Origin of the sequence: Kitasatospora sp. NPDC053057 (genome assembly GCF_044546945.1) — a bacterium.
In the GTDB taxonomy this organism is placed as follows: Bacteria; Actinomycetota; Actinomycetes; order Streptomycetales; family Streptomycetaceae; genus Kitasatospora.
Genome location: NZ_JBITZP010000084.1, coordinates 1 through 9,577 on the forward strand (window position 1 = coordinate 1; position 9,577 = coordinate 9,577).

Here is a 9,577-nt window from a genome sequence, read left to right on the forward strand (position 1 = left end):
CCCGGTGCGGTGAGAATCGCACGCCGGGTTCGGAGAGCGGTCCGGGGAAACGGACCGGGAGCAATCCCGGCACCGCGCCCCGGGCCGACTCACCAGACCGATGCGGGGGAGTTCGAGTTCGGCGGTGCGTTTGCGGAGCTGGTCGAGGACCCACTGGGGGCGCAGCGGTGTACCGCCCGGGCGGGCGAAGACCAGACCCTCCAGCTGGCCGTTGGGGTGGGCGTTCATCTGGATCGCGGCCTGGCGGCGGAGGGCGGCCGTGACTCTGGGGGAGAGGCTGATCCAGGCGCGGCTGGCTTCGGTCTTGGGTTCGCGGAGGTTGATTTTGCCGTTGTCGATGGCGGCGAGGGTCCAGTGGACGTAGAGCTTGCGGTCCATGAGGTGGACGTCGGACCAGTGGAGGGCGAGGACCTCGCCGCGGCGCATGCCGGTGCCGAGCATGACCTCGAACAGGTCGGTGGGCTGGTCGGCGTAGTGCTCGGTGCCGTGGCGCAGGAAGGTGGCGGCCTGCTCGGGGGTCCAGCAGGTGCGCTGGGTGGTGCGGGGCCGGGCGGGGACGGAGTGCTTGGCGGGGTTGTAGCGCAGCCCCCAGGAGCGGACGGCGGCGTTGAGGGCATTGCGCAGGGTGGAGACGATTCGGTAGACGGTGACCTTGCCGCGCTTGGCCTTGCGCTGGGTGGCGATCCAGCGCTCGATGTGCTTCGGGCGCAGGTCGGGCAGCCGGTAGTGGCCGAACGCGGGGATCAGGTCCCGCTCCACGCACGCCTCGTAGCCGGCGTAGGTGTTCGGCGCGAGCTGAAATGCCGCGTGTCCCCGATGAGCTCGGCCACGCCGGCATTCGCCAGCCGCGGTGTCGGCGCAGCACCGCCTCCGGGCTGGTCAGCAGCCGCAACCGCCCGCAAGGACTCCTTGGGAAGGCGATGTAGCAGCCCGGTCAGGAACGTGCGGCCCTCCGGAGCGAATCGCGGCCGAGCCTACGCGAGTTGGCGCTCCAGCACGGTCAGTTGGTGTTGTAGCGCCAGGATTTCCACATCCTTCTCCCAATCGCTCATCGGCCGCAACCGAAGCACGGCGAAGGCGTTTGTCACCGTCAGGTGGTAGGCCAGACGCAGCAGCACGAGCGGTCATCATGCGGCAGACCGCAGACCGCAGACCGCAGACCGCAGACCGCAGACCGCAGACCGCAGACCCCAGCTCCGCGTGGCACTCGTCTCCATCCAGTGCATCGCCGAGTCCTTTGAGGGTAGGCGAGATCGCAAAGCGGTCCTGCTCGGCAAGGGCCTCCTCGACAGCACGGCGGGCCTATTGGGCGGCGGCTCTGGAGCGCGAGGTCTCGATCTCGGCGTAGGCGTCGGCCTTGTTCGCCCAGTGGGAGCCTTCGACGGACTTTCCGGGTTCGAGATCCTTGTAGACCTCGAAGAAGTGGGTGATCTCCTGCAGGTCGTGCTGGGGCACGTCGTCGATGTCCTGCAGACGGGTGAAGCGGGGGTCGTGGGCGGGCACACAGAGGATCTTCTCGTCCGGCCCCTTCTCATCGGTCATGACGAACATGCCGATGGCGCGGCAGGTGATGCCGCATCCCGGAAAGGTGGGCTCGTCGACGAGGACGAGGGCATCGAGGGGGTCGCCGTCTCCGCCGAGGGTGTCCTCGATGAATCCGTAGTCCGCCGGATAGCGGGTGGCCGTGAACAGCATCCGGTCCAGGCGGATCCGTCCGGTGGCCTTGTCCATCTCGTACTTGTTGCGTGACCCCTGCGGGATCTCGACGATCACCTCGAAGTCCATGTCGGTCTCCTTCGCGATCCGCGGCGTCCGACGGTGTCGGCAGCACCATTTTCGGTGGGATCACTCGTCGCCGCATGCCGGGTACGCGATTGCCCTAACCCCCGTGGAGACCTCCAGCCCCCGGGGTTAGCCTCGGTCTGAAGCTCCCGGGTGGCGAATTCGCGCGCCTGGCGCCCAGGCACGACGTCAAGGAGGACGGAATGGCTGGGATCTTTCATGCGGGTGCATCCGTTGCGGCCGCGCCCGAGTTGACCGGGTCGGGCCGGACGCTGCTGGTGATCGTCGCGGTGATCGGGGCAGGAGCCCTGATGGTGGCCTGGGCGCTTGTGCGCCAGGTTCTGGCTGCGGACGAGGGCACCGAAACGATGCGGCGGATCGCCGGGGCGGTTCAGGAGGGTGCGAACGCCTACCTGAGGCGCCAGTTCCGCACCCTGGGCGTCTTCGCAGGGGTGGTGCCCTTCGTGCTCTTGCTACTGCCGGCGGACAACTGGGGCCAACGGATCGGGCGTTCGGTGTTCTTCCTGGTCGGGGCGGCCTTCTCGGCGACGACGGGGTACGTCGGGATGCAGCTCGCGGTGCGCAGCAATGTTCGGGTGGCGGCGGCGGCCCGGGCGGGGACGACTCCGGTCCCGGCCGTCGAGTCCTGGGAGGGACCAACGGCGGCATCGATCGTCCGAAGGGTGTCGCACCGGGCGATGCGGATCGCCTTCCGTACCGGCGGGGTAGTGGGGATGTTCACCGTGGGGCTCGGCCTCATGGGGGCGGCGACGGTGGTGCTGATCTACCAGGCGGATGCGCCGAAGGTACTGGAGGGTTTCGGCTTCGGTGCGGCGTTGCTGGCGATGTTCATGCGGGTGGGCGGTGGGATCTTCACGAAGGCCGCGGACGTGGGCGCGGACCTGGTGGGCAAGGTCGAGCAGGGGATCCCCGAGGACGATCCCCGCAACGCGGCGACGATCGCCGACAACGTGGGTGACAACGTGGGCGACTGCGCGGGGATGGCGGCCGACCTGTTCGAGTCCTACGCCGTGACCCTGGTCGCCGCGCTGATTCTGGGCAGAGCCGCCTTCGGTGACAACGGATTGACCTTCCCTCTGGTGGTGCCCGCCATCGGGGTGCTCACGGCGGTCCTGGGCATCGTGACAGTCTCCCCGCGGCCCACGGACCGCAGCGGGATGACCGCCATCAGCCGCGGCTTCTTCGTCTCCGCCGCGGGGTCCCTCGCTCTGGTGGCCGGCGCAGTCTTCGCGTTCCTCCCGGCCCGCTTCTCCGGAATGCACGGGGCGCCTGCCGAGATCACCCGGCACGCGGGCAGTCCGCGGGTGTTCGCCCTGGTCGCGGTGGCCATCGGGATCATGCTGGCCGCCGTCATCCAGCAGCTGACCGGCTACTTCACCGAGACCACCCGTCGCCCGGTACGGGACCTGGGCAAGACCTCGCTGACCGGGCCGGCCACCGTGGTGCTCTCCGGTGTCGCGCTCGGCCTGGAATCGGCCGTGTACTCCGCCGTGGCCATCGGAGCCGCCGTCTACGGCGCCTTCCTGCTCGGCGGCGGCTCGCTGATCCTGTCCTTGTTCGCGGTCGCGCTGGCCGGGACCGGACTACTGACCACCGTCGGTGTGATCGTCGCGATGGACACCTTCGGCCCGGTCTCCGACAATGCCCAGGGCATCGCGGAGATGTCCGGAGACATCACCGGCGCCGGCGCCCAGGTGCTCACCGAGCTGGACGCCGTCGGCAACACCACCAAGGCGATCACCAAGGGCATCGCCATCGCCACCGCGGTGCTCGCCGCTACCGCGCTGTTCGGCTCCTACACCGACACCATCGCGACCGCCGAGGCGCAGATCGGCCCGGCCGCCCATGGCTCGAGCCTGAGCCTGGCCATCGACCAGCCCAACAACCTGGTCGGCCTGCTGGTCGGCGCCGCCGTCGTCTTCCTCTTCTCCGGTCTGGCGATCAACGCTGTCTCGCGCTCCGCCGGCGCGGTGGTCTTCGAGGTCCGGCGCCAGTTCCGGACCCGGCCCGGGATCATGGACGGCACCGAGCGGCCCGAGTACGGGCGGGTGGTGGACATCTGCACCCGCGACGCGCTGCGCGAACTGGTCACCCCGGGCCTGCTCGCCGTGCTGACCCCGATCGCCCTCGGCTTCCTGCTCGGCGTCGGCCCGCTGGGCTCCTACCTGGTCGGAGCGATCGGCGCGGGCACCCTGATGGCCGTCTTCCTGGCCACCTCGGGCGGCGCCTGGGACAACGCCAAGAAACTGGTCGAGGACGGTCACCACGGTGGCAAGGGCAGCCCCGCACACGCAGCCACCGTCATCGGCGACACCGTGGGCGATCCCTTCAAGGACACCGCGGGACCGGCCATCAACCCGCTTCTGAAGGTGATGAACCTGGTCTCCCTCCTGGTGGCACCCGCGATCGTCAAACTCAGCTTCGGCTCGCATGCCAACCTGGGCCTCCGGCTGACCATCGCCCTGCTGGCCCTGGCCGTCGTCGTCCTCGCCGTGTGGATCTCCAAGCGCCGGGGCATCACCGCCGGTGCCGACGAATCGCCCACCGGCAGCCGCGCGCCGGAGGAGCCCGCGCCCGTCCGGTGACCAGCCGTCGGCCGACGTGCGCGCCCGGCGGCGCCGGTACAGCAGGGCGATCGGGACGGCTCCGATCAGCACGGCCGCGCCGGGACGCTGACCAGGGCGGCGAGGGAGTTGGCATAAGTCGGGACAATTCGCTCTGGCGGCCAAGCCCTTGGTGTGGCCCACGCCTGTGGAGACCGAGCAGTGTCCGGGCGGCCGGTCATCCGATACCTCCGCGGGCGTGCGGCGAATGCCTTCCTCCAGAGGACGCCCCGGCGTGGCCGCTCCGGTGAACTGAACAGCGCCGGACGTGGGTCTTCCCGCCGGCGTCGTCCCTTGCCTGGAGGCTGTCGACCTTGTCGTCCTCCACCTCGCCCCGTCGGCCGTCCGCGGGAGCACTCAGCGGCATCCTGTACGTGCTCAGGGCAGTTTCGGTATCAGGGCGGTTCCAGCTGTGCGAGACGCGCGTGCCGTGCAAGACAGACCGGCTTCCGCTGCCGCGCGTGCCAGGTGGAAGTGCTCCTCGGTGATTCGTAGGCCGAGTCCAAGTTCGTGCCACCTGAGAGCGGTGGGCTCGGGTTCCGGGAGGTCGAGGCCGAGCGCCAGTTGGTCGGTGGCCGGCTGTGGGGGAGGGCCGTTGAGGACGCTGACGGCCAGTTGCAGTGAGCGCCAGGCCGCTTCGATGTCGCCTGCGCGTCGTTGCAGCGAAGCGAGATCGGCCAGGGCCGAACCCCGGCGCAGTGGGTCGTCCTGGAGGGATGCGTACAGGTGTCGGGCCCGGGCCGCTTGGGTGAAGTCACCGAGCCGGGTGAGTTCACCAGCGATGCCTCCCAGCAGGACAGCGTCGTGCGGTCCGCAGTCGTCGAGCAGGCGGAGCAGCGTGCACCGGGCCAGCTCGGTGCGGCCTTGGCGTCGAGCCAGTTCAACCCAGGTGAGTTCGTGCTCGTCCGCCGGGTCCTGGCCGTAGTTGGACACGTCGAAGTCGGCGGCCCAGCGGGACAGCTCCTGTGGTGTGGCCGGGAAGCCGCCGAGCAGGTGGTGGATGTCGGGGTTCGCTTCGCGCAGCGCCTTCAGCAGCTCGTGATCGTCGGGTCGGCCATGGCAACCCACGAGGACGGCGGCCAGGCGCAGTTCCTCCGTGGCGCCGTGCCTCGCCTCGTGTTGGAGCAGGACGCGCAGGAGCGGCAGATCCGCCTGCTGCCGGTCGTACTGGGCCGCGCGCAGCACCGTGGCCCGCCGCGCCGGGTCGGCAGCGACCTCGGACCAGCAACTGCCGTTCGCGCGCAGCACGGCGAGATCCGCCCGCCCGGGGGCCAGGACGGTGTGCCAGAGCGGCGTGGCTTCCTCGGTCCGGGCGACCGCAGCCGCCAGCATGCTGTCGTCGGCGTGCGGGTCGAGGCCGGTGTAGTCCCGCCAGCCCGGCAGACCGATCAGCACTTCCAGCGCCTCGTCCACGCTGCCGGCGATCAGCCCGGCTTCCCCTTCGGAGCTGGCGTACAACACGCTCCCGTCCGCGCACACGAAATACGTCCCACCCGTGTCGTCGCCCGCCACCGCTTCGAGCGCCGCACCGGACGCCAGACGCACCGCTTCGCCGGGCTCGGCCCGGTCCAGATCGAAGTCGAAAGGGAACGCCGCAAGCCGAGCCAGGTCGGCGCGCCCGCGAAGAAGGAGAAGGGCACGATCGGTGCACGTCATGGGCGGGACGTTAGCAGCCGGCCCTGTTTCGCGCGGCGCTCCCCTCGGCTCGGGCGACGTGGGCTTCATGGCCGGTATCGACGTCTGCCGGACAGCTCAGTGTGTCGCGGGCCGGCGTCTGCGGAACCTGGAGGACCAGCCCGCCGACCCCAGGGGAGACGATGCTGAGTGCCACGGTGTGGTGACCGCGCGTCAGATGGGAGCACCGTCCTTGCCGTGCCTGTCGCCGGCGCCGCAGCCACTGACCGTGCCGGTACGGCGTCGGGCCCAAGCCAGTCGCGGCCGGATCGTGGCTCTACGTCTCGATGGCTTGCCGCATGGAGAGGCAGATACGGCGGCGTGCGAAGTCGACCTCGACGAGCAGGACGAGGACGTCGTCGTCCTCGCGGACGACCTCATCGGGCGCGCCGACATCGTACGTACTGAGCTCCGTGAGGTGGACAAGGCCCTCGATGCCAGGCTTGATGCGGACGAACGCGCCGAACGGCACCAGTCTGGTGATCGTGCCGGGGACGATGTCACCGACGTGGTGAGTGTCGAAGTAGCGCCGCCATGGGTCTTCTTGGGTGGCCTTGAGCGACAGCGCGACCTGTTCGCGCTCCAGGTCCACGGCCAGGACTTCGAAGCGGATCTCCTGTCCGACGTGCACGGCATCGGTGATGGCGTCGATGTGCGTCCAGGACAGCTCGGGGATGTTGATGAAGCCCATGGCTCGCCCCAGGTCGTCGTCCAGGTCGACGAAGACACCGAATCGGGGCGTCGCGGCCACTTTTCCGGTGCGGATCTCGCCCTTTCGTACAGTGCGGAGGAAGTCGCGTCTCCGGTCTGCCCGGGTGGGGTTGGTCCGCCACCGGGCACGCAGGATGCCGTCCCGGTCGGGCAGGGCCGCGGTCATCAGTGGGTTGCGCTCGGCTGGTAGGAGTGGGATCAGCGCAAGGCTGTCGGACCTGTGGGAGTAGCCGTAGGCATCTGTGCGGGAGGCCATCCACGGGTCCGCGATCCGGGTGTAGATCCGGCCGTCCGGCTGCTGCACGATGAGATGTTCGAGCCTGCCGAACTGGCCCATGGCGTCGAGGATCGGGTCGATGTCGTTGGTGAGGTCCGGCCAGACGGCCAGTCTGGCGCGCGGGGTCAGCCCGGTGCGTACGACGTCGAGGTTGGCGGGCGTCAGACGGTGCCAGCGCGATCCGTTCCGGACGTAGGTCTCCTCCAGGAGTACGCCGCCGCGCTCGGCGACCAGGGCCGCGAGTCCGGTCCAGAACGCGTCGTCGGCCGGAGGCAGCACCTCCGTCCGGTCGGACGCCCGGTCGTAGGGTGAGGAACCGATCTGCTCGGCGAGTAGGCCAAGTTCGCGGCAGAGGGCGATCGCACCGTCGCAGCGGGCCGTGCTGCCGACGTACAGCTGCTGGTCCTCGCCGACGTGGACGAAGAACCGGTCTCCGTCCTGTAGCCGGCACCAGATGCCGTCGCGACGGAGCATGGCACGCACCAGGCCAAGGCCGACGGCTCGGGGGACGCGTGCGCCGTCGTGATAGCCCTTGTGATCGGGCGGGAAGAGCCCGGTGAGCCCGAAGCCCGCTGCTCCGGGTTGCCATGAGTAGCGGAAGAACCCGTCGAGCATCGGGTTATCGATCGTCAGGTGCTCTACGCCGCTGTCGCGGGCGAACGCGTCAACCGCGGCCACGAGGGCGGCCACGATGCGGTTCGGGGCGTCGGAGAGCCCCTCAGCCCGCCGGCCGTCCTGGGTGCGGTCGGTGGAGTTGTGAGGGGTGATGCAGTGGATGAAAGGCGGCATGTCAGCGCCCCGCGGGGCTCGACGTTGCCCCAGCGGCCGACCGTGGACGGGCAGGGGAGGTGATCACATGCCGAGGGTACGGGCGCGACGTTCGGAAGCCAACGCGCCGTTGGTGGTGCCGGTGGGCGCTGTGAGTGCCGCTGTGGCCGTAGAAGACCTGGAAGCCGACACTGTCATGGAGCTGTCGCGCCGAGCGGCCGGATCCCGTAGGCCTCAAATGTCGGACTCTGCTGCAAGGGTGGCTGGTTATGGACATCGACGGGTTCTGGAATGTGATCAGGGCAGCGCGGAACGCAAGCAGCGGTCCGCACGGCGAGGCGTTCGCTGAGGCCCTGGTGGACCAGCTGGCAGGACTTTCGCAGGAGGAGATCCTGGCCTATCAGGAGCGTTTCGACGAGGTACACGGCGTCGTGTACCGCTGGGACGTATGGGCTGCCGCCTATCTCATCGGGGGAGGCTGCTCGGACGACAGCTTCATGGACTTCCGGGCCGGCCTGATCGCCCTCGGGCGGGACTGGTACGAGCTGGCAGCCGCTCAGCCGGACGATCTGGCGGACAACCCCGCAGTGATCGAAGCCGCCACCCGGGGCGACGACTACGTGATCTTCGACGAGGGCGTGAACTACGCGGCCAGCCGCGCGTTCGAACGCCTCACGGGTGACGCCGATGCCTTCCACGAGGCGTGGAAGCGCCATCGGGCCGGGCAGGACCTGGATACGGCGCTGGAGTCCGACATGGGCGAGGACTTCGACTTCGACGACGCTGACGAGATGCACCGTCGCCTTCCCCGCCTTGCTGCCCTCTACCACGGGGCATTTCTTGGAAATCTCCTAGGCTGGGGGAGCTCTGTCGGACACCCTCGGAGGGGGCATCATGAGCGAGGAATCCAAGGCGTACGACGCCAGCACGATCGTGGTTCTGGAGGGCCTGGAGGCCGTTCGGAAGCGGCCCGGGATGTACATCGGATCGGTCGGTGAACGCGGCCTCCACCACTTGGTGTTCGAGGCCGCCGAGCGGGCGCTGGACGAGATCCTCGGCGGCACCGCCAGCCGTGTCGAGATCACCCTCACCGCCGACGGCGGCATCCGCGTCGCCGATGACGGCATGGGTCTCCCGGTCGAGCACGCCGGCCACAGCGACGGCCCTCCGCTGGAGACCCGGTTGGCCGTGCTCTGCTGCGGGGCACAGCCTGCCAACCGGCGCTCGCTGTCCGGCGGCTACTTCGGCGTGGGGCTGGCCGTCGTCAACGCACTGTCGAGCCGTCTGACGGCCGAGGTACGGCGCGACGGTGCCCGCTGGGTGCTGGAGTACGAGCGAGGCGTAGCTGTCGCGACGCCCGTTCGCACTGGCCCGGCCGACGGCAGCGGGACCGTGATCACCTTCCGGCCCGATGCCGAGATCTTTGAGACGCTGGAGTTCTCGTTCGACGTGCTGGCCGAGCGCTTCAGGGAACTGGCATTCCTGAACCGTGACTTGGACATCACTCTGACCGATGACCGCGACCCCGCGGCTCCTCGGGCCGTCCGCTTCCGCTTCCCCGGCGGACCAAGGGACCACATCGCAGAGCAGAGCGCCCCCCTCCACCCGGACGTGATCGGCTTCGAGCGCGACTGCCGCGAAATAGAGGCTCTCCTGCTTGATGTGTGGGTCAGGCTGTCGCGGGTTGGCGTCCAGGGAGGGTGGGGCGAGGGCCCGCCAGGGTGAGCATGACCAGGGCGAT

The 9,577-nt window shown here is 69.4% G+C and carries 7 protein-coding genes and 2 pseudogenes; 3 read left to right on the forward strand and 6 right to left on the reverse strand.

The features are described from left to right. The 4 genes and pseudogenes from ACIG5E_RS38320 to ACIG5E_RS38335 all read right to left on the reverse strand — a co-directional run. A pseudogene (locus ACIG5E_RS38320) lies at window positions 1-441 on the reverse strand (hypothetical protein); the annotation flags it as partial. Between the two features lie 252 nt (window positions 442-693). Then, window positions 694-783, reverse strand: a pseudogene (locus ACIG5E_RS38325) (hypothetical protein); the annotation flags it as partial. Between the two features lie 191 nt (window positions 784-974). Beyond that, a complete protein-coding gene (locus ACIG5E_RS38330; protein ID WP_396541758.1) occupies window positions 975-1,118 on the reverse strand; it encodes a hypothetical protein in 144 nt (47 codons plus the stop codon). 184 nt (window positions 1,119-1,302) lie between these two features. Next, window positions 1,303-1,785: an inorganic diphosphatase gene (locus ACIG5E_RS38335; RefSeq protein ID WP_396541760.1), complete on the reverse strand. Its 483-nt coding sequence runs from the start codon at window positions 1,783-1,785 to the stop codon at window positions 1,303-1,305. A gap of 200 nt (window positions 1,786-1,985) precedes the next feature. On the opposite strand from ACIG5E_RS38335, the gene ACIG5E_RS38340 reads away from it, so the two are divergent. Next, window positions 1,986-4,388 (forward strand): sodium-translocating pyrophosphatase, encoded by a 2,403-nt coding sequence (locus ACIG5E_RS38340; RefSeq protein WP_396541762.1) that lies wholly within the window; start codon window positions 1,986-1,988, stop codon window positions 4,386-4,388. A 396-nt stretch (window positions 4,389-4,784) separates the two neighbouring features. Here the strand turns inward: ACIG5E_RS38340 and ACIG5E_RS38345 are convergent, their stop codons facing one another. Together ACIG5E_RS38345 and ACIG5E_RS38350 are read right to left on the reverse strand one after the other, a co-directional pair. Beyond that, window positions 4,785-6,062 (reverse strand): hypothetical protein, encoded by a 1,278-nt coding sequence (locus ACIG5E_RS38345; RefSeq protein ID WP_396541764.1) that lies wholly within the window; start codon window positions 6,060-6,062, stop codon window positions 4,785-4,787. 295 nt (window positions 6,063-6,357) lie between these two features. After that, the gene (locus ACIG5E_RS38350) at window positions 6,358-7,857 is read right to left on the reverse strand and encodes a S1 RNA-binding domain-containing protein (protein WP_396541766.1); all 1,500 of its coding nucleotides are present in this window, start codon (window positions 7,855-7,857) and stop codon (window positions 6,358-6,360) included. 248 nt (window positions 7,858-8,105) lie between these two features. Here ACIG5E_RS38350 and ACIG5E_RS38355 point away from each other — a divergent pair, with 248 nt between their 5' ends. Together ACIG5E_RS38355 and ACIG5E_RS38360 are read left to right on the forward strand one after the other, a co-directional pair. Continuing rightward, window positions 8,106-8,834: a DUF4240 domain-containing protein gene (locus ACIG5E_RS38355; RefSeq protein WP_396541768.1), complete on the forward strand. Its 729-nt coding sequence runs from the start codon at window positions 8,106-8,108 to the stop codon at window positions 8,832-8,834. Continuing rightward, window positions 8,731-9,561, forward strand: a complete 831-nt coding sequence (locus ACIG5E_RS38360) for an ATP-binding protein (protein ID WP_396541770.1) — start codon at window positions 8,731-8,733, stop codon at window positions 9,559-9,561. Before ACIG5E_RS38355 ends, ACIG5E_RS38360 begins: the two co-directional genes overlap by 104 nt. Window positions 9,562-9,577 lie beyond the last annotated feature (16 nt).

Coding starts and splice junctions, on each gene's coding strand:
- ACIG5E_RS38360 (WP_396541770.1), top strand. CDS start 8,731: ATGAGCGAGGAATCCAAGGCGTACGACGCCAGCACGATCGTGGTTCTG.
- ACIG5E_RS38350 (WP_396541766.1), bottom strand. CDS start 7,857: ATGCCGCCTTTCATCCACTGCATCACCCCTCACAACTCCACCGACCGC.
- ACIG5E_RS38355 (WP_396541768.1), top strand. CDS start 8,106: ATGGACATCGACGGGTTCTGGAATGTGATCAGGGCAGCGCGGAACGCA.
- ACIG5E_RS38340 (WP_396541762.1), top strand. CDS start 1,986: ATGGCTGGGATCTTTCATGCGGGTGCATCCGTTGCGGCCGCGCCCGAG.
- ACIG5E_RS38345 (WP_396541764.1), bottom strand. CDS start 6,062: ATGACGTGCACCGATCGTGCCCTTCTCCTTCTTCGCGGGCGCGCCGAC.
- ACIG5E_RS38335 (WP_396541760.1), bottom strand. CDS start 1,785: ATGGACTTCGAGGTGATCGTCGAGATCCCGCAGGGGTCACGCAACAAG.